The following is a 17,284-nucleotide window of genomic DNA, read 5'->3' as shown; positions in this document are numbered from 1 at the left end:
CCTTTCACGATTTCGGCCCCGTGAAATTGACATTGCCGGCAAAATGGCCATGGAGGACGGGACAGCACCGGGCTGTTACTCCAACCCACGAACGGACACCAGCATGAAGGCGCCGCCGGCCGATCTCGAATGGAAAACCGATGGCGTTCCGGTCTCCCGGCAGTTCGACGATCCGTATTTCTCGCTCGACAACGGTCTGGCCGAAACCCGCCACGTGTTTCTGGCGGGCAACGATCTGCCCGCCCGCTTCCGGCCCGGCTTTCGCATCGCCGAACTGGGCTTCGGCACCGGTCTCAACCTGCTGGCCGCACTGATCGCATGGCAGGACAGCGGCACCCCCGGCCCGCTGCGCTACACCGGGTTCGAGGGCTACCCGATGACCGCCCCGGACCTTGACCGCGCCCTGCGCCGCTTCCCCGAGGCCCATGCCGTCGCCGCCCCGTTGCTGGACGCCTGGTCGCGCGGCGAGACCCGCATCCAGACCCCGGACCTGCACGCGGACATCGTGATCGGCGATGCGCGCACCACCCTGCCGGACTGGGTCGGACAGGCCGATGCCTGGTTCCTCGACGGTTTCGCCCCGGCCCGCAATCCCGAGCTTTGGGAGGCCGACCTGATGGCACAAGTCGCCCGCCACACCGCGCCGCAGGGCACCTGCGCCACTTACACGGCGGCGGGCTTCGTGCGCCGCAATCTGGCCGAGGCGGGCTTCACCGTCACCCGCACGGCGGGGTTTGGCCGCAAACGCCACATGACCCGGGCGCAGATGTCATGATCCCCAATGTCGAAACCTCGGTGGCCGGGCAGGACAACCGCCTCGGCATCCTGCTGATGATTGCAACCACGCTGGTGTTCTCGATCCAGGACGTGCTGACGAGACACCTGGCCGAAAGCTACAGCCCGCTGATGGTGGTGATGATCCGTTACTGGGCCTTCGGTCTCTTCGTGATCGTCCTTGCCGCCCGCGCACCCGGCGGGCTGCGCGCCGCTGCCCGGACGTCGCAACCGGTGATCCAGATCCTGCGCGGGCTGCTTCTGGCCGCCGAGATCGTCATCATGGCACTGGCTTTCATCCACCTGGGCCTGGTGGAAACCCACGCGGTCTTTACCGCCTACCCGCTGATCGTCGCCGCGCTCTCCGGCCCGGTGCTGGGCGAAAAGGTCGGCTGGCGCCGCTGGTCGGCCATCGCGGCGGGCTTCTTCGGCATCCTCATCATCCTGCAACCGGGGCGCGGCGCCCTGCAACCGGCCGCCGTGATCCCGCTCGCCGCCGCCGCAATCTTTGCCACCTATGCGCTGCTCACCCGCTACGCATCGCGCAAGGACAGCGCCCGCACCTGCTTTTTCTGGACTGGGGTGTCGGGTGCTGTCGCCATGACCGGCGTCGGCCTGTGGGTCTGGGAACCGATGGCCCCGAATGACTGGATCTGGATGGCGGCCCTCAGCCTGGCGGGGCTGCTGGGGCATTGGCTGCTGATCCGCAGCTATGCGGTGGCCGAAGCCAGCGTGGTGCAGCCCTTCGCCTACATGCAACTTCCCTTCGCGGCGTTCCTCGGGATCATCATCTTCAACGAAAGCCTGCGCCCAAATGTGGCCACCGGTGCGGCCATCATCGTCGCCGCCGGTGTCTTCACCCTGTGGCGGGAACGGCAAACGCGCTGATCCCAGCACTTTTTTTTGTCCGCAATACTCCCGCCGGAGGCACCCGCCCCCACCGCCCTAGCGCCGCTTGAGGTCTTGCGACAGGGTCAGCGGCTGCGGCTGGCCCGTCAGCTGCGCGCGATAGGGCAGCAGCGATTCGGTCACCCGCATCACGTAGTTCCGGGTCTCGGTGAAGGGGATATGTTCGACCCAATCCACCGCGTCCACCTGCGACGACCGGGGATCGCCATAGCGCTTGATCCATTGCGGCGGCCGCGCCGGCCCGGCGTTGTAGCCAACCGCCACCAGCGCATCATTGACCCCGAATCGGCCCTTCAGTTTCGACAGATAGGCGGTACCCAGACGCGCGTTGTACGACGGGTCCGCGGTCAACCGCCCCAGCGAATAGGGCAGCCCGACCTCGGCGGCAATGTCCTTGGCGGTGCCGGGCATCACCTGCATCAGCCCGCGCGCGCCCGCCGGGCTGACGACCACCGGGTTGAACTCGCTTTCGCGCCGGGCAATGGCCAGCGCCAGTTCCGGCTCAACCCCTGGACGCCCGGCGACCGAGATCGCAAACATCGGGAAATAGGACCGGTTCAGCGTGTGCCCGTCTGCCGCCGCCCGCTTGGCGATGCGCAACTGGTAGTAGGGCTCGCCCAATTCCTCGGTCAGCGACAACAACTCGCCGATCTCGCCGCGGTTCAGGCTTTCGGCCAGATGCGCGAAGAACCGGCCCGACACCGCCAGTTCGCCCGCCTGGTCCAGCGCGACCCCGGCAAGGTAGACCGAATTCTGCCGCAGGGGAGAGCTTCGCCGCACCGGATACTTGGTTTGTCCCAGAAGCCCGGGATCCATGGCCAGCCCGGCCTTCTCGGCGGCCAGTTGCCCATAGAAGGTGCCTTGGAACTCGCCGCCGAACTCATAGGCCGCCTGCGCCGAGGCGGTGTCGCCCAGGGTTTCAAAGGCGCGTCCTTCCCAATATCCGGCGCGGCCCAGGCTGATCGGGCTTTGCACCGCCAGCCGGAACCGCTGGAAATGGTCCAGCGCGGCCCCCGGCGTGTCCAGCTTGCGCAGCGCCAGATAGCCCGACAGCCATTCCAGATCGGCATAGTCCGAGCCTTCGGTCAGATGGTGCTGCGAGACCAGCAGATAGGCCTCGCGCGCCTGCCCCTTGCGCATCAGCTCGCGCCCCAGCGACCGGCGCCGCTTGGCCCATTTCTCGGGCTTGCCCAGGCTTTCGACGCTGCCCGACCGTTGCAGCACCAGTTCCAGCGCCCGCTCTTCGTGACCGTTGCGGAACCGCCATTCGGCGCGCTCATAGGCCAGCCCCGGATCTTCCTGCAACTCCAGCGGCACCCGGTCGATCAGGCTGTTGACCCCGTCGGCATCGCGCCGCAACCCGGCGCGGGCATCGTGCAGACGACGCCAGCCCTCGGGCACGCGCGGGCGCATACGCGCGGCCTCGGTCAGCCAGCCGTTCCAAAGCAGCATGTCCATGCGCGCCACGTGGTGATCGGCCAGCACCTGACCATAGCGGGCCAGCATCGTGCTTTCTTCGTCCGCCGACAGGCGCAGCACCCGCCACGCCCGGATCGCCTCGGCCCCGGCCACATCGCCGCGCCCCAGGGCCTCCAGCGCCGCCGACAGGCGCAGCGAGCCGGTGCCGGTCTGCGGCAGTTGATCGCCGAAATAGCGCAGCACCGCTTCGGGATCGGCATTTGCGGGGATCGTGGCCTCGCCCCGCCGCAGCAGCAGCGGCATCCCCGGCCAGTCGCCATAGGTCTCGCGGAAAGCAAGGTAGTCGCGGAAATCGCCGTCGCGGCCGCGCAGCCGATACCATTCGACGACCGCCTGCACGGCGGCGCTGTCGTTGCGCACGGCGGCGCGGGCGCCGTCCCAGTCGCTGGCGCGCACCTCGGCCATGGCTGTGGTCAGATCCGCCCGCGCCGGGACGCTGCCCAGCATCAGCACCAGCATTCCCGCCAAGATCCCGTTTCGCACGGCGCCATTGACCATCATACATCCTTTCGATCCCTGTCCGCGGCACGGTAGCCACAGGCGACCGGGGCGCAACTCAAAATCTTGGCAATTGCCCAAACCCCCGCTAGGGTCCGCGCGCAATCCGCCGGGGACACATCGCCCCCGGCCTGAATCAAAGGAGCGTGTCATGATCAAAGGGTCCCTTCCAGCCCTGGTAACCCCGTTCAAGGACGGTGCGGTGGATCTGGAGACGCTCAAGAAACTGGTGAACTGGCAGATCGAACAGGGCTCGCACGGGCTGGTGCCGGTGGGCACCACCGGCGAAAGCCCCACGGTCAGCCATGACGAGCATCACCTGATTGTCGAAACCGTGATCGAAGCCGCCGCCGGGCGGGTGCCGGTGGTGGCGGGCGCGGGCTCGAATTCCACCGCCGAGGCGATCAGCCTTGTCCAGCACGCCGAAAAGGCGGGCGCGGCGGCGGCATTGGTGGTGACACCCTATTACAACAAGCCGACGCAGGCCGGGCTGATCGCGCATTACACCGCGCTGAATGACGCCAGCTCCCTGCCGATCATCATCTACAACATCCCCGGCCGCTCGGTGGTCGACATGACGCCTGCCACCATGGGCGAACTGGCGAAACTGCCGCGCATCGTGGGTGTCAAGGATGCCACCGGCGATCTGGCCCGTGTCAGCCAGCAGCGCGCCGCCTGCGGCACCGGGTTCCTGCAACTGTCAGGCGAGGACGCCACGGCGCTTGGCTTCAATGCCCATGGCGGCGTCGGTTGCATCTCGGTCACGGCCAATGTGGCGCCCGCCATGTGCGCCCAATTCCAGGAGGCGACGCTGAACGGCGACTATGCCGCTGCACTGGCGATCCAGGACCGGCTGATGCCCCTGCACGAGGCGATCTTTCTGGAACCCGGCCTGTCGGGGGCGAAATACGCCCTGTCGAAGCTGGGCCTGTGCAGTGAAGAGGTGCGTCTGCCGCTGCTGCCGGTGACCCGGCCGGTGCGCGACGCCATTGACGCCGCCCTGGCCCACGCCGGTCTGGTCTGAGCATGGCCAACCCGGTGCGCCCCGGTGAAAAGACCCTCGACTTCGATCCGGGCGACCGGGCCGAGGCCGGGCTGACCTTCATCGGGCGCATCCGCACGCCGTGGTCGCGCGGCGATTGCCCCAAGAACATCCGGTTGGCCCGCGACAGCGGCCAACCGGCCCATATCGAGATGGATACGGCCTATCTGGACGGTCTGACCGGTCTGGAACCGGGCCGGGCGCTGATCCTGATCTACTGGATGGACCGGGCGCGGCGCGATCTGATCCTCCAAAGCCCCGGCCATGTGAACGGGCCGCGCGGCACCTTCGCCATCCGCTCGCCGAACCGGCCCAACACGCTGGCGCTGTCGACCGTGGTTCTGACCGGCATCGATCCTGCCACCGGACGGTTGGATATCGACGCCATCGACTGTTTCGACCAGACCCCGCTGGTCGATCTGCGCCCCTGGCTGCCCACCATCGACGTGCCGCCCGCGCTTCAGGACAAGCTGGGCTGATCGGCGCTTGGCGCGCGCCGTCAAAGCGCCTATATCCCCACGACCATGGCCAAAGAAAAAACCAACCCCAATTACAAGGTGATCGCCGAGAACCGGCGGGCCCGCTATGACTTCGCCATCGAGGACGACCTCGAATGCGGAATCGTGCTGCAAGGGTCCGAGGTGAAATCCCTGCGTCAGGGCGGTGCCAATATCGCCGACAGCTATGCCGCCGTCGAGAACGGCGAGTTGTGGCTGGTCAACGGCTATATCGCGCCCTATGCGCAGGCCAAGACCTGGGGCCATGAAGAACGCCGCCGCCGCAAGCTGCTGGTCAACAAGCGCGAGATGTCGCGGCTGTGGTCGGCGACCCAGCGCGAGGGCATGACCCTTGTGCCGCTGGTGCTGTACTTCAACCACAAGGGCTTCGTGAAGCTGAAGATCGGCATCGCCAAGGGCAAGAAAACACACGACAAGCGCGCCACCGAGGCCAAGCGCGACTGGCAACGCCAGAAACAGCGCCTGCTGCGCCACGACACCTGACCAGCCCGCCGGGACGGGCCAGTTGACGCAACGGCGCGGGCACGGGCTTGCGCCCCGCACAACGGGCGTCTAGCAATGAGGTCACACCGGTAACCGAGAGCCTTCCATGCCGAATTCTGATCCCAAGACCCTCGTTTCGACCGACTGGCTGGCATCCCATCTGCGCGACCCCGATCTGCGGATTCTGGACGCCTCGTGGTACATGCCCGCCGAGAATCGCGACCCGCGTGCCGAATACGAAGCCGGGCATATCCCCAGCGCGCGATTCTTCGACATTGAAGAGATCTCGGATCAACGCTCGGACCTGCCGCATATGGCACCGCCGGTTGAGAAGTTCATGTCCCGCCTGCGCAAGATGGGCGTCGGCGATGGTCATCAGGTGGTGATATATGACGGGGCCGGCTTGTTCTCGGCCGCCCGCGTTTGGTGGCTGTTCCGCCTGATGGGCAAGACCGATGTCGCGGTTCTGGACGGCGGCCTGCCCAAGTGGACCGCCGAAGGGCGCGAGCTGGAAGACCTGCCGCCGATGATCCGCGACCGCCACATGACGGTGCGCCGTCAGGCCGGGCTGATCCGCGACGTCACGCAGGTGGCGGCGGCCTCGAAACTGGGCGACCACGAGATCATCGACGCCCGCTCCCCCGACCGGTTCGCCGGGCAGGTGGACGAACCCCGCCCCGGCCTGCGCGCGGGCCATATTCCGGGCTCCAAGAACCTGCCCTATGGCACCCTGCTGAACGCCGATGGCACCATGAAGGATGCCGCCGGCCTGAAAGCGGCGTTCGATGCTGCTGGGATTGACCTGTCGAAACCGGTCATCACCTCGTGCGGGTCCGGCATCACCGCCGCTGTCCTGAATCTGGCGATGGAACGGCTGGGGAAATCCGACCATTCACTCTATGACGGCTCCTGGGCCGAATGGGGCATGTATGGCGATCTGGAGGTCGGCACCGCCTGAGTGCGGTCATGGCCCGGCTGATCCTGTTCAACAAGCCTTTCGGGGTGTTGTCGCAATTCACCGACGCGAGCGGCGGCGACAGCCCCCGGCAAACGCTTTCTGACCATATCGACCTGCCCGGCGTCTATGCCGCCGGACGGCTGGATCGTGACAGCGAGGGGCTGCTGCTGCTGACAGATGACGGCGCCTTGCAGGCACAGATCTCTCACCCGAAACACAAGATGCCCAAGACCTATCTGGTGCAGGTCGAAGGCACCCCCGATCCCGCAGCCATCGCGGCATTGTGCAAGGGCGTGGACCTGAAAGACGGGCCCACCCTGCCCGCGCAGGCCCGGCTGATCCCGCCCCCAACCAACCTGTGGGACCGCGATCCGCCGATCCGGGTCCGCAAATCCGTGCCCGAACGCTGGATCGAACTGACCATCCGCGAGGGCCGCAACCGGCAGGTGCGGCGCATGACCGCCGCCGTGGGCCATCCCACCCTGCGGCTGATCCGCTGGCAAATCGGGGATTGGTCGCTGGACGGGCTGGCGCCGGGCCAGTGGCGCGAACTTCAGGTGCCAGCCCCGGCCCGCAAACCCGGCCCCAAACCGCCCCGCGCCCGCACGCCGCGCCGTCGCTGATCCGCGCAGCCACCGACACCGTTTCTTGAAAAACAACTGAAGACAAAAAAATCCGGGCGCCGCAGCGCCCGGATCAAACCTTGGGTTCGGATGTGGGCGATCAGCCCTTGCCGAACTCCGGATAGGCTTCCATGCCCAGTTCCGCCATGTCGAGACCGTTGATCTCTTCTTCCTCGCTGACGCGGATGCCCATGACAGCGGCCAGGATGAACCAGACCACGGCCGAGGCGACCACGGTGAAGATGCCGATGGCTGCGATGCCGTACAGCTGGGTGCCGATGTTGGCGTCGCCGTTCGACAGAACCACCGCCAGGGTGCCCCAGACGCCGCAGATCAGGTGCACCGGGATGGCGCCGACCACGTCGTCGATCTTCATCTTGTCCAGCATCGGAACCGTGAACACCACGATCACGCCACCGATGGCACCGATGATGGTGGCCAGTCCCAGCGACGGTGCCAGCGGCTCGGCGGTGATCGACACGAGGCCGGCCAGCGCGCCGTTCAGCACCATGGTAAGGTCCGGCTTGCGGAACATCATCTGCGAAGCGATCATCGCGGCCACGGCGCCACCGGCAGCAGCGGCGTTGGTGTTCGAGAAGATGCGCGAAATGTCTGCAACATCACCGATCGAGCCCATGGCCAGCTGCGAGCCGCCATTGAAGCCGAACCAGCCCAGCCACAGGATGAACGTGCCCAGCGTGGCCAGCGGCAGGTTCGAACCCGGCATCGGATGCACAGTGCCGTCCTTGTACTTGCCGATACGCGGTCCCAGGATCAGCGCGCCGGTCAGAGCGGCCCAGCCACCCACCGAGTGCACGATCGACGAGCCTGCGAAGTCCGAGAAGCCTGCTTCCGACAGGAAGCCGCCACCCCAGCTCCAGGACGCCTGCAGCGGGTAGATGACCGAGGTCAGCACGATGGTGAAGATCAGGAACGGCCACAGCTTGATGCGCTCGGCCACGGTGCCCGACACGATCGAGGCGGTGGCGGCACAGAACATCAGCTGGAAGAAGAAGTCCGACCCGGTCGAGGCATAGGAATAGTCATCCGCAGCGTCGGCGGTCACGCCCACCGCTTCCAGAACACCCACCGACGGGAACAGGCCCGACACGATGCCTTCGACGGCCCAATCGCCCAGCGGGTACATCAGGTTATAGCCGATCAGGTAGTAGAAGATCGACGCCAGCGAAAACAGCACGACGTTCTTGGTCAGCTGCATGGTCACGTTCTTGCCGCGCACCAGCCCGGCTTCCAGCATGCAGAACCCTGCCGCCATGAAGAACACCAGGAAGCCGCCGATCAGGAACAGCAGCGAGTTGAGGATAAACACCGTATCCGTCGGCACGGCAGTGGGCACATCGGCCTCCTGCGCGAAGCCGAGGACCGGCATTGCTGCCGCAGCCGCGGCCAGCATGAGAGTTTTGGTCAGTTTCATTACAAGGATTCCCCTTTACGGTCGCGCTGGCTTAGAGGGCGTCTTCATTGGTCTCGCCCGTGCGGACGCGAACGGCCTGGGCCACGTCGAGGACGAAAATCTTGCCGTCGCCGATCTTGTCGGTCTTGGCGGTGGATTGGATGGTATCGACCACCTGGTCTGCCATCGCCGCGCTGACGACGATTTCAAGCTTGACCTTCGGTACGAAGTTCACGGCGTATTCAGCACCACGGTAGATCTCGGTGTGGCCGGATTGCGACCCGAAGCCCTTGATCTCGGTCACCATCATGCCGCGGACGCCGATCGAGGTCAGTGCTTCGCGAACCTCCTCCAGCTTGAACGGCTTGATTGCTGCAATGATCAGTTTCACGTTCTTTCCCTTCCTTGCAGCGGGCCCGGCCCGCCAAAATCACACAGGCACTAGCGCTGCAAAAACGGGCAATCACAAGAAAACGGGCTTCGGAAATGCGGCGCTGTTGCGGTCATTTGCTCAAATTTTGCACAATTTGTGCATCATGATGAATTTTTGAGCAAATGAGAATCTTGCACTGCGGGGGGAACGGGTCCACATGACCGTCGAACCAAGGTAGACTGCGGCAAGGCAGAACCCCAAGAAGGGCGCAAGATGAGCAGATCCAGTAAATCCCCGCGCATTCTGCGGGCAGATCGGCGCTATGCGGGCTCCACCGCCAAAAAGCGCCCGACGCCCGCGAAAAAAGGCAAATCGGCCCCGGTCAAGCGGCGCAAGGCGCAGCCCGCGACCCGCAGGAAGCGGCGCAGCGGCAGCAGCGGCGGCGGCGGCATCATGGGATTCTTCCGGCGCATCATCGGCTGGATCCTGCGCCTGTTCTGGCGCATCGGCTGGCGGTTCGGGTTGGTTATGGGGCTGATTCTGGCGCTGGCGGTGGGCTCGATCTACGCCACGCTGCCCGATGCCTCGGAAATGGTCGATGGCCGCGCCCGTGGATCGGTCACCATGATGGACCGCTACGGCGAGGTCTACGCGTGGCGCGGCGACCAGTTCGGCGGCGTCATCACCGCCGACACCGTGTCCCCGCACCTGAAACACGCGATCATCGCCACCGAGGATCGCCGCTTCTACCGTCATTTCGGGATCAGCCCGCGCGGCGTCGCCGGTGCCGTCGCCATCAACCTGCGCGAAGGGCGCGGCGCGCTGGAGGGCCATGGCGGCTCGACCATCACCCAGCAGACCGCCAAGCTGTTGTGCCTCGGACGGCCCTACAAACCCGAGGAATGGAAGACCGAAGCCGCCTATGAGGCCGACTGCCGCCAAAGCTCGCTGGGCCGCAAGATCCGCGAGGCGCTGTACGCGATGGCGCTGGAAGCGCGCTATACCAAGGACGAGATCCTCACGATCTACATGAACCGCGCCTATCTGGGCGCCGGCGCGCGCGGCTTTCAGGCCGCCAGCCAGCGCTATTTCGGCAAATCCGCCGCCGAGGTGAACCCGGCCGAGGCCGCGATGCTGGCCGGGTTGTTGAAGGCGCCCACGCGCTATGCGCCGACCGCCGATCTTCAGCGGTCGCAGGATCGGGCCAACATCATCATCGGGCTGATGGAGGAAGAAGACTATCTGACCGACACCGAAGCGGCGCTGGCCATGGCCAATCCCGCCACCCTCTCCGAGGCCGCCGAGGCCCGCGCAGGCGGCTATTTCGCCGACTGGGTGATGGAAAGCACGCCGTCCTTCCTCAGCTCGCAAACCACCGAGGACGTGCTGATCCGCACCACCTTCGACCCGCGCCTGCAAAAGGCCGCCGAAGAGGCGTTGAACTGGATCTTTGAAAACAAGGTACGCGAAGGGTCCAAGGCGCAGGCGGCCATCGTGGTGATGGATGCCGACGGTGCCGTGCGCGCCATGGTCGGCGGTCGCAAGACCAAGGTGTCGGGCGCCTTCAACCGCGCGACGCAGGCGCTGCGCCAGACCGGATCGGCCTTCAAACCCTTCGTCTATGCCGCCGCGCTGGACTGGGGGTTCACCCCGAACGCGCAGGTGGTGGATGAACCGCTGACCATCAACGTGCCGGGGTCGGGGCCGTGGTCGCCCAAGAATTATGACCGCAAGTACCACGGCAAGGTGACGCTGACCCAGGCGCTGGCGCACAGCTACAACATTCCCGCCGTGAAAGTGTCCGAGGAAATGGGCCGCGAGAACGTGCGCCGCATCGCCGCCGATTTCGGCCTGAGCAGCGATCTGGCCGCCGGTCCGGCGTTGGCCCTGGGCGTGTCCGAGGCGACGCTGCTGCAAATGACGGCGGCCTATGCGGGCATCCTGAACGGCGGCTCGTCGGTGACGCCCTACGGGCTGACCGAATTGCGCCTGCTGGGCGACAGCCAGCCGCTGTTTGGACAGGAAGGCGGCATCGGCGAGCGGGTGATCGCCCCACAGGCCGCGCGGCAGCTTGTCTATATGATGAACCAGGTCATCGAATCGGGGACCGGCCAGCGCGCCAAGCTGGGCGACCGTCCGGCGGCGGGCAAGACAGGCACCACGCAGGCCGCGCGGGATGCGTGGTTCATCGGCTTCACCGGCGACTATGTGGCCGGTGTCTGGATGGGCTATGACGACAACACGCCGCTCAGCGGTGTCACCGGCGGCGGGCTTCCGGCTGAGATCTGGCATGAAACCATGATACGGGTGCACGAAGGCGTGCCGATCTCGCCACTGCCGATGGAGATCCCCGCCGGAGTCCGCCCCGGCCAGCTGTCCAGCAGCAATGGCGGTGGCAGCAGCAGCGGCAGTACCCAGACCAAGGACCTGGGACAGGCGGCGCAGGATCTGGGCAACAATGTCGACAAGGCCGTGCGCAACACCGAACGCGCCATCAACAATGTGCTGCGGTCGATCTTCGGCGGCTAGACCCCGCACATGGGACAGAAAACGGGCGGCCTCCGGGGCCGCCCTTTTCGTATCAGGTGTTCTTCAGCGTCTGCGTCAGCTTCGAGATCGAGCCGCCGGACTTGTCCAGCAGCGCGCCGACCTCGGTGCGTTCCGTGGTCAGCATGTTGATGCCTTCGATGATCACGTTGAACACCTTGTCCGATCCGGACCCGTCCGAGACGTGGAATTCGACCTTCACATCCGAATGCCCCGGCACCTTGGCCACCGCATCCACCACCGTGACCTTCTTGTCGGCACGGGCGCGGACGACCTGCACGGTGCCGCCCTTGAACTCGTTGAACCGGCGTCCGTATTTGCGGGAGAAGTAGCCGGTGAAGGCGCTGGTATAGGCCTTCAACTCGGAACTGCTGGCCGAGCGGGCCGCCACGCCCAGCGAGAACCGGGCGATGGTGGGCACATCGGCATAGCGTTTGAACAGGGCCTCGAAGTCCTTGATCATGCGCGCTTCGGACTGGCCCGAGTTGATCGCCTTCTGCACTTCGGCAACCATCTTGTTGACCATGGCTTCGGCCGCCGCAGGGCTGGTCGCGGCGAAGGCCGCCGAGGGCAGCACGGCGGTGGCGGCCAGCGCGGTCAGAAGGTGGCGGCGGGTCAGGGCAATATCATTCACTGAAGAGCTCCTCATAAGGGTCGATGACGCCGCCGTCGTCCGGGGTATCCCCAAGCTCGAATCGGCGGGTGTCGAGGTAAATCTGTCGGGTCTGCAGATAGCTGTCGGCGCTGTCGTACAGAACTTCGTCCACCGTGCTGGAGAACTCGTACCGGTAGTCGGACTTCTCAAGCACATAGGTTGTAGGTGGAACATAGTTCTCGGGCGGCGTCAGTCCAACGAATGTCAGCGGGTTCAGGAACAGGTCCACGACCTCGCCGGTCAGGGATCGCTGGGTGTACGGACCGAAGAACGGCACTTCGACATAGGCCCCTTCCTCGACGCCCCAGACATACAGGGTCTCGCCAAAGTCGGTTGACCGGCGCTCCATTCCCCAGGATCCTGCGGCGTCGAAGATGCCGAACACGCCCACGGTGGTGTTGACCAGGAACCGGAACAGATTGTGGCCGAAATCCTCGGGCTTGGCCTGCAGGGCATCGTTGACGATGTCGCCGGGCAGTTCCAGATTTGCACGGAAATTGTTCACCCGCGTCCGCAGATAGCGCGGCAACACGCCATACGCCTGCGAGAACGGGCGGAACAGCACCGTGTCGAAGTCCTTGTTGAACTCGTGAACCTTGCGATTCACGTTCTCATAGGGGTCATCGACAGCCGAACCCTCGGGACCCGAGGTCGCGCAGCCGGCCAGAAAAACCGGTAAAACAAGGGCTTTGATGACATGTCGGCGAGCAATAGCCGACCACTTGCGTACGTGTTGCACTGGGGGGATCACCCTCTTGTAAGCACGCGACCACACATAGTAGACCCGGAAAGAAGATGCCACCACCTCGCAAGGCCGTGAGGGTTTTCCGCCAGAGGTATTTCCGGCGCGACACGGTAACGTGGCCTCAGAGACCGCATCCAGAGGAACACTCCATGCAGAAAACTGACCAGGCGGGCCGGAACGAGCTTCGCGCCGCACGGGCCGAAAACCGCGGATTGTTCTGGTTCGTCGCCGTCTTTTCGACCTTCGTGAACCTGCTGATGCTGACCGGGCCGCTGTTCATGCTGCAGGTCTATGACCGGGTGCTGGGCAGCCGGTCCGAGGCGACGCTGGTGGCGCTGGCCGCGCTGGTGGCCTTTCTCTACCTGATGATGGGGCTGCTGGACTATGTGCGCGGGCGGGTGCTGACCCGGATCGGCGCGCGGTTCCAGGCCAAGCTGGATCGCCGGGTCTTCTCGGCGGCCATAGACGATGCCGCCAAATCCAACCGCAGCGCTGCCGCCGCCGGGGTGCGCGACCTTGAGACGGTGCAGAAGTTCCTGTCCTCGCCGGTGCTCAGCGCCATGTTCGACGTGCCTTTCACGCCGGTCTTCCTGTTCGGCATCTTCATCTTCCACCCGTGGCTGGGGATGCTGGCCATCGGCGGCGGGCTGATTCTGGTGGCGATCACGGTGATGAACCAGGCGATGACCCGCCGCCCGGTGGTCGAATCGCATGTCGCCTCGGCCGAGGCCGACCGCATGTCCGAACGGCTCAAGACCGAGGCCGAGATGGTGCAAAGCCTGGGCATGCGCAATTCGGCCTTCACCCGCTGGCAAGCCATCCGCAACAAGTCGCTGGGCCTTGCGGTGACGGCCAGCGATGCGCAGGGTTCCTTCGCGGCGGCCACCAAGACCTTCCGGCTGTTCCTGCAATCGGCGATGCTGGGTCTGGGCGCCTATCTGGTGCTGCAGAACCTGGTGACGCCGGGCGCGATGATCGCCGCCTCGATCCTGATGGGCCGGGCGCTGGCCCCGATCGAGATCGCGGTCAGCCAATGGGCGCTGGTGCAATCGGCCTCGCGCGCGTGGAACAACCTGGCCCGCCTGCTGACCGAACAGCCGCCGAAACCGCCGCTGACCCAACTGCCCGCCCCCAAGGCGCATCTTGAGGTCAGCCAGGTCACCGCCCTGCCGCCGGGCGAACAGCAGGCGACCCTGCGCATGGTCTCGTTCCGGCTGGATCCGGGGCAAGCCATGGGGGTAATCGGCCCGTCGGGCGCCGGCAAATCCACACTGGCCAAGGTGCTGACCGGCGCCTGGCGTCCGGCGGGCGGCACCGTCCGTCTGGATGGCGCCACGCTGGATCAATACGAACCCGACCTGCTGGGCCGCTACATCGGCTACCTGCCGCAGAAGGTGCAGTTGTTCGACGGCACCGTGGCCGAAAACATCGCCCGTCTCGATCCCAACGCGCGCGACACCGACATCGTCGCCGCCGCCAAGGAAGCCGCGGCGCACGAGATGATCCTGAACCTGCCCAACGGCTATGACACCTATCTGGCGATGGATGGCGGTCACCTTTCGGGCGGCCAGATCCAGCGCGTCGGGCTGGCTCGCGCGCTGTATGGCGCCCCAGTGATCCTGGTTCTGGACGAGCCGAACTCGAACCTCGACAACGAAGGCTCCATAGCCCTGAACGAGGCGATCCGGCGGATGAAACGCGAAGGCAAGGCGGTGCTCATCATGGCGCACCGGCCGGCGGCGATTCAGGAATGTGACCTGCTGCTGGTTCTGGATGGCGGCATCGTGCGCGCCACCGGCCCGCGCGACGAGGTGTTGAGCAAGATGGTCAAGAACGCCAATGAGATCAAAGCCTCGCAAGGCCAGGGAGGCATCACATGAGCACCGACGACCAGACCCCCAAGCCCGTGGATCCCAAGACCGCCGCTGCGGCGGGGACACCGCAGGCGGAAACGCCCGGCACCCCGGCCACGGATGGCAATTCCGGCACCCGGCCCGCGACAGACCCTGTCAGCGCTCAGCCGACAAGCGACAAACCCGGCGCCAAGCCGACAGGCGACCCCGCTAGCGCCCTGCCAGCGAGCGACCCGCCCAGCGCCCAGCCAGCGGGCGACCCTGCCAGCGCCCGGCCTGCGGGCGACCCTGCCAGCGCCCGGCCTGCGGGCGACAAGGCCGGCACCCGGCCGGCGGGTGACAACGCCACTACTCTTGCCCGCAAGGCCAGTGCCGCGATGCCGCCGGAACTGGCCAAAAAGGTGATGGAAGCGCAACTCAAGACCGCCGGCACCCCGCCGCCGCGTCAGGCCCCGGCACCCAAACCCGATCCCACCAAGGGCAACGGCGCTTTGGCAACAACCGCCCCGGCGGCCCCGCAACTGCCCCCCGCCGATACCTCGGCGGCATGGTCGGCGCGGCGGCCCCTGACGCTGGGCATCCTCGTGCTGGTCGTCCTTGTGGGCGGCTTCGGCGGCTGGGCTGTCTTCACCGAGATTGCCGGGGCGATCATCGCCAGCGGCCGGATCGAGGTCGATCAGAATCGGCAGGTCGTGCAGCATCTGGACGGCGGCATCGTCGACGAGATCCTTGTGGACGAGGGCGACCGGGTGGCCTCGGGCGATATACTCATCCATCTCGACGACAGCATCCTGGCCTCGGAACTCTCCATCGTCGAAGGCCAGTTGTACGAACTCATGGCCCGGCGCGGACGGCTTGAGGCCGAACAGGACGGGCTGAACGCGATCTCCTACGACCCGATTCTGCTGCAGGTCGCGGCCACACGCCCGGAAGTGGCCAACCTGATGCGCGGCCAGCAGCGCCTGTTCGAGGCGCGCACCCAGTCGCTGGCCCGCGAGATAGAACAGCTTGGCAAGCGCCGGGCCCAGATCAGCAGCCAGATCGAAGGGATCGAGGCGCAGCAGGACGCCCTGGCCCGCCAACTGGAACTGATGAAGGAAGAGGTTACCGACGCCGAGACCCTGTTGGCCGGCGGGCTGGCCCAGAAACCGCGCCTGCTGGCGCTGCTGCGCGAGGAATCCCGGCTCAGCGGCACGCTGGGCGAATTGCAGGCCTCGAAGGCCGAGGCCGAGGGGCGGATCACCGAGATCGAGATCCAGATCCTCGGCCTTGAAAACACCCGCCGCGAGGAGGCCATCTCGCGCCTGCGCGACATCCAGAGCCGTGAGGCCGAACTGGCCGAACAGCGCCGCGCCCTGCTGGACCGGCTGTCGCGGCTTGACATCCGCGCGCCAGTCGCCGGCATCGTCTATGACCTGCAGGTCTTCGCCGAACGCTCGGTCATCCGGCCGGCGGACCCGGTGCTGTACATCATCCCGCAGGATCGCCCGCTGGTGATCCAGACGCGGGTGGAGCCGATCCACATCGACCAGGTCTTTCCCGGTCAGGAGGTTACCTTGCGATTCTCGGCGCTGGACAGCCGCACCACCCCGGAACTGACCGGCCGCGTCACCCAGATCTCGGCGGATGCCTTCACCGACCAGTCCACCGGCTTCAGCTTTTACCTGGCCGAACTGGAACTGCTGGAAGGCGAGATCGACAAGCTGCCCGAAGGCATCACCCTGCTGCCTGGCATGCCGGTCGAGGCCTTCCTGCGCACCGACGACCGCACGCCCATGGCCTATCTGGTAAAACCGCTGGCCGATTATTTCGTAAAAGCCTTCCGCGAAAGCTGATCGCGGCCCGACCCACAGGAAAACACCCCATGACCAACCCGATCGAAACCCGCCTTGCAGCGCTTGGCCTGACCCTGCCCGACGCCCCCGCCCCGCTGGCCGCCTATGTGCCCTTCGTGCGCACCGGCGATCTGCTGCATGTGTCGGGGCAGGTGTCCTCGGACGCGGATGGGCTGATCCTGGGCCAGTTGGGCAAGGACCTGGATGTCGAGGCCGGTCAGAAGGCCGCCGCGCGCTGTGCGCTCAGCCTGCTGGCGCAGGTCAAGGCGGCCTGTGACGGCGACCTGTCGCGGCTGGTGCGGGTGGTCAAGCTGAACGCTTTCGTCAATTCGACCGCCGATTTCACCGACCAGCCGGCGGTGGTCAACGGCGCCTCGAACCTGCTGGGCGAGGTTCTGGGCGAGGCGGGCAAACATGCGCGCTCTGCCGTTGGCGTGGCGCAACTGCCCTTTGGCGTGGCGGTCGAGATCGACGGCATCTTCCAACTGTCCTGATCGCGCGCCCGTGTTCGGGCCATGCCTTGACCTTGGCGCTGGCAGTGTCAGGTTCGGGGCAAGCCCCCACAGGTTGCCCGATGA

The 17,284-nt window shown here is 66.0% G+C and carries 16 protein-coding genes; 11 read left to right on the top strand and 5 right to left on the bottom strand.

Features of this window, described 5'->3' with window-relative positions; genetic code table 11:
- Window positions 1-103 precede the first annotated feature (103 nt).
- Together mnmC2 and AB0T83_RS11285 are read left to right on the top strand one after the other, a co-directional pair.
- A complete protein-coding gene (gene mnmC2 / locus AB0T83_RS11290; protein ID WP_366193146.1) occupies window positions 104-775 on the top strand; it encodes a tRNA (5-methylaminomethyl-2-thiouridine)(34)-methyltransferase MnmC2 in 672 nt (223 codons plus the stop codon).
- Window positions 772-1,662, top strand: coding sequence for a DMT family transporter (locus tag AB0T83_RS11285; RefSeq protein WP_435891158.1), 891 nt, complete (start codon window positions 772-774; stop codon window positions 1,660-1,662). The genes mnmC2 and AB0T83_RS11285 overlap by 4 nt, the downstream gene beginning before the upstream one ends.
- Before the next feature lie 57 nt (window positions 1,663-1,719).
- Here the strand turns inward: AB0T83_RS11285 and AB0T83_RS11280 are convergent, their stop codons facing one another.
- Window positions 1,720-3,660, bottom strand: coding sequence for a lytic transglycosylase domain-containing protein (locus AB0T83_RS11280; RefSeq protein ID WP_366193145.1), 1,941 nt, complete (start codon window positions 3,658-3,660; stop codon window positions 1,720-1,722).
- A 151-nt stretch (window positions 3,661-3,811) separates the two neighbouring features.
- On the opposite strand from AB0T83_RS11280, the gene dapA reads away from it, so the two are divergent.
- The 5 genes from dapA to AB0T83_RS11255 all read left to right on the top strand — a co-directional run bounded on the left by dapA (window position 3,812) and on the right by AB0T83_RS11255 (window position 7,284).
- Complete coding sequence (dapA, locus tag AB0T83_RS11275; RefSeq protein ID WP_366193143.1) at window positions 3,812-4,684, top strand: 4-hydroxy-tetrahydrodipicolinate synthase; 873 nt, start codon at window positions 3,812-3,814, stop codon at window positions 4,682-4,684.
- 2 nt (window positions 4,685-4,686) lie between these two features.
- Window positions 4,687-5,181: an SAM-dependent methyltransferase gene (locus AB0T83_RS11270; protein WP_366193142.1), complete on the top strand. Its 495-nt coding sequence runs from the start codon at window positions 4,687-4,689 to the stop codon at window positions 5,179-5,181.
- Between the two features lie 45 nt (window positions 5,182-5,226).
- Window positions 5,227-5,703 (top strand): SsrA-binding protein SmpB, encoded by a 477-nt coding sequence (gene smpB / locus AB0T83_RS11265; RefSeq protein ID WP_366193140.1) that lies wholly within the window; start codon window positions 5,227-5,229, stop codon window positions 5,701-5,703.
- A gap of 106 nt (window positions 5,704-5,809) precedes the next feature.
- The gene (sseA, locus tag AB0T83_RS11260; RefSeq protein WP_366193139.1) at window positions 5,810-6,661 is read left to right on the top strand and encodes a 3-mercaptopyruvate sulfurtransferase; all 852 of its coding nucleotides are present in this window, start codon (window positions 5,810-5,812) and stop codon (window positions 6,659-6,661) included.
- 8 nt (window positions 6,662-6,669) lie between these two features.
- The gene (locus tag AB0T83_RS11255) at window positions 6,670-7,284 is read left to right on the top strand and encodes a pseudouridine synthase (RefSeq protein WP_366193138.1); all 615 of its coding nucleotides are present in this window, start codon (window positions 6,670-6,672) and stop codon (window positions 7,282-7,284) included.
- Window positions 7,285-7,384: 100 nt separating this feature from the next.
- Here AB0T83_RS11255 and AB0T83_RS11250 read toward each other — a convergent pair whose 3' ends face one another.
- Together AB0T83_RS11250 and AB0T83_RS11245 are read right to left on the bottom strand one after the other, a co-directional pair.
- The gene (locus tag AB0T83_RS11250; protein WP_366193137.1) at window positions 7,385-8,719 is read right to left on the bottom strand and encodes an ammonium transporter; all 1,335 of its coding nucleotides are present in this window, start codon (window positions 8,717-8,719) and stop codon (window positions 7,385-7,387) included.
- Between the two features lie 31 nt (window positions 8,720-8,750).
- Entirely contained in the window at window positions 8,751-9,089 is a 339-nt protein-coding gene (locus AB0T83_RS11245; RefSeq protein WP_366193136.1) for a P-II family nitrogen regulator, read from the bottom strand.
- A 255-nt stretch (window positions 9,090-9,344) separates the two neighbouring features.
- Between AB0T83_RS11245 and AB0T83_RS11240 the strand changes: the two genes are divergently transcribed.
- Entirely contained in the window at window positions 9,345-11,600 is a 2,256-nt protein-coding gene (locus AB0T83_RS11240; RefSeq protein ID WP_366193135.1) for a transglycosylase domain-containing protein, read from the top strand.
- Window positions 11,601-11,652: 52 nt separating this feature from the next.
- Here the strand turns inward: AB0T83_RS11240 and AB0T83_RS11235 are convergent, their stop codons facing one another.
- Both AB0T83_RS11235 and AB0T83_RS11230 read right to left on the bottom strand, forming a co-directional pair.
- Window positions 11,653-12,252: an MlaC/ttg2D family ABC transporter substrate-binding protein gene (locus tag AB0T83_RS11235; RefSeq protein ID WP_366193134.1), complete on the bottom strand. Its 600-nt coding sequence runs from the start codon at window positions 12,250-12,252 to the stop codon at window positions 11,653-11,655.
- Window positions 12,245-13,012 carry an MlaA family lipoprotein gene (locus AB0T83_RS11230; protein ID WP_366193133.1) on the bottom strand — a complete coding sequence of 256 codons (768 nt, stop codon included), beginning with the start codon at window positions 13,010-13,012 and terminating at the stop codon, window positions 12,245-12,247. Before AB0T83_RS11230 ends, AB0T83_RS11235 begins: the two co-directional genes overlap by 8 nt.
- Window positions 13,013-13,167: 155 nt before the next feature.
- Between AB0T83_RS11230 and AB0T83_RS11225 the strand changes: the two genes are divergently transcribed.
- The 3 genes from AB0T83_RS11225 (at window position 13,168) to AB0T83_RS11215 (ending at window position 17,200) form a co-directional block, all read left to right on the top strand.
- The gene (locus AB0T83_RS11225) at window positions 13,168-14,898 is read left to right on the top strand and encodes a type I secretion system permease/ATPase (protein WP_366193132.1); all 1,731 of its coding nucleotides are present in this window, start codon (window positions 13,168-13,170) and stop codon (window positions 14,896-14,898) included.
- Window positions 14,899-15,275: 377 nt separating this feature from the next.
- Window positions 15,276-16,706 carry an HlyD family type I secretion periplasmic adaptor subunit gene (locus tag AB0T83_RS11220; RefSeq protein ID WP_435891161.1) on the top strand — a complete coding sequence of 477 codons (1,431 nt, stop codon included), beginning with the start codon at window positions 15,276-15,278 and terminating at the stop codon, window positions 16,704-16,706.
- 29 nt (window positions 16,707-16,735) lie between these two features.
- Complete coding sequence (locus AB0T83_RS11215) at window positions 16,736-17,200, top strand: RidA family protein (protein ID WP_366193131.1); 465 nt, start codon at window positions 16,736-16,738, stop codon at window positions 17,198-17,200.
- Window positions 17,201-17,284: the final 84 nt, after the last annotated feature.

The sequence above is a fragment of the Meridianimarinicoccus marinus genome (assembly GCF_040689105.1).
In the GTDB taxonomy this organism is placed as follows: Bacteria; Pseudomonadota; Alphaproteobacteria; order Rhodobacterales; family Rhodobacteraceae; genus Meridianimarinicoccus; species Meridianimarinicoccus marinus.
Note: the sequence above shows the minus strand (reverse complement) of the source record. Positions and strands in the feature narration are given on the sequence as shown.

Bases quoted from the DNA above. Each gene is read 5' to 3' on its own strand.
- mnmC2 (WP_366193146.1), top strand. From the start codon at position 104: ATGAAGGCGCCGCCGGCCGATCTCGAATGGAAAACCGATGGCGTTCCG.
- AB0T83_RS11285 (WP_435891158.1), top strand. From the start codon at position 772: ATGATCCCCAATGTCGAAACCTCGGTGGCCGGGCAGGACAACCGCCTC.
- AB0T83_RS11280 (WP_366193145.1), bottom strand. From the start codon at position 3,660: ATGGTCAATGGCGCCGTGCGAAACGGGATCTTGGCGGGAATGCTGGTG.
- dapA (WP_366193143.1), top strand. From the start codon at position 3,812: ATGATCAAAGGGTCCCTTCCAGCCCTGGTAACCCCGTTCAAGGACGGT.
- AB0T83_RS11270 (WP_366193142.1), top strand. From the start codon at position 4,687: ATGGCCAACCCGGTGCGCCCCGGTGAAAAGACCCTCGACTTCGATCCG.
- smpB (WP_366193140.1), top strand. From the start codon at position 5,227: ATGGCCAAAGAAAAAACCAACCCCAATTACAAGGTGATCGCCGAGAAC.
- sseA (WP_366193139.1), top strand. From the start codon at position 5,810: ATGCCGAATTCTGATCCCAAGACCCTCGTTTCGACCGACTGGCTGGCA.
- AB0T83_RS11255 (WP_366193138.1), top strand. From the start codon at position 6,670: ATGGCCCGGCTGATCCTGTTCAACAAGCCTTTCGGGGTGTTGTCGCAA.
- AB0T83_RS11250 (WP_366193137.1), bottom strand. From the start codon at position 8,719: ATGAAACTGACCAAAACTCTCATGCTGGCCGCGGCTGCGGCAGCAATG.
- AB0T83_RS11240 (WP_366193135.1), top strand. From the start codon at position 9,345: ATGAGCAGATCCAGTAAATCCCCGCGCATTCTGCGGGCAGATCGGCGC.
- AB0T83_RS11225 (WP_366193132.1), top strand. From the start codon at position 13,168: ATGCAGAAAACTGACCAGGCGGGCCGGAACGAGCTTCGCGCCGCACGG.
- AB0T83_RS11220 (WP_435891161.1), top strand. From the start codon at position 15,276: ATGGAAGCGCAACTCAAGACCGCCGGCACCCCGCCGCCGCGTCAGGCC.
- AB0T83_RS11215 (WP_366193131.1), top strand. From the start codon at position 16,736: ATGACCAACCCGATCGAAACCCGCCTTGCAGCGCTTGGCCTGACCCTG.